This is a genomic window from Pantoea sp. GbtcB22 (assembly GCF_019091025.1).
GTDB lineage: Bacteria > Pseudomonadota > Gammaproteobacteria > Enterobacterales > Enterobacteriaceae > Pantoea > Pantoea leporis.
Map to the genome: position 1 here is coordinate 1 of NZ_JAGXKB010000789.1, position 239 is coordinate 239.

The 239-nt window shown below is 58.2% G+C and carries 1 pseudogene; it reads left to right on the forward strand.

The annotated features are described in order from the left end of the window. Nucleotides 1–41: 41 nt before the first annotated feature. Nucleotides 42–239, forward strand: a pseudogene (locus KVT28_RS26685) (hypothetical protein); the annotation flags it as partial.

Sequence of the window (239 nt, forward strand, 5' to 3'; positions counted from 1 at the left end):
ATGCCGGCCAGTCATCTGCCGGACCAACCTGGAGAATTGCCATGCGCGGTGTATTAGCTGGAATTGCTGTGTTGTTGGTCACGGTCGGCGTGGCGCGAGGCGAGCCAGCCGGGTTCAAGACCCTGGCAATTGGTGATGCGGCGCCTGACTTCAAGCTGCCCGGCGTCGATGAACGCGACTATTCGCTCGGCGATTTTGCCAAGGCTAAGCTGCTGGCTGTTTTATTCACGTGCAATCAT